This is a genomic window from Lactobacillus sp. C449L (genome assembly GCF_059900815.1).
Genome location: NZ_JBWXGA010000406.1, coordinates 1 through 406, shown reverse-complemented (window position 1 = coordinate 406; position 406 = coordinate 1). Strand labels below are relative to the sequence as shown.

At 63.5% G+C, this 406-nt stretch carries 1 protein-coding gene; it reads left to right on the top strand.

The genetic code is table 11. From position 1 onward, the window contains the following. A partial coding sequence (locus tag AC2JF9_RS10000; protein WP_500727464.1) for a hypothetical protein occupies positions 1-406 on the top strand: 406 nt, incomplete at both ends.

Genomic DNA, 406 nt, shown 5'->3' with positions numbered 1-406 from the left:
CTACGGTGGGGCGCGCGCATCTGTGACCTACTGGGTGTTGAAACGGATCCAGCCGCGGCCTGGACCTTCCTTCCCTTCCGCAAGGAGAGCGACACCCCTTCCTTTCTCGAGTTACTGGACAGCCTATCGGCTGGACCGGACGATCCCAGGCGCAAGGCGGCCCTCGCTCAGATCGAGGCCTCGCAGCTCTACCCGTTTCAGCCCTTTCGCATCGCTCGCCTACGCCCGGATGCAATGAAGAAGTACGCATTCCTGCAAGTGTTCAATGCGCGCTTCGAGCTGGCCGACCAGTATTTCCGCGCCTACACGCCGGAGAAAGTTGACAAAGCCCTCTTGCACTACCTGGTGCTCGACGCGGCGCTCGGCCCGCGGCCCGAGGTGTTCCCGGCCCAACCCATGCCGGCGA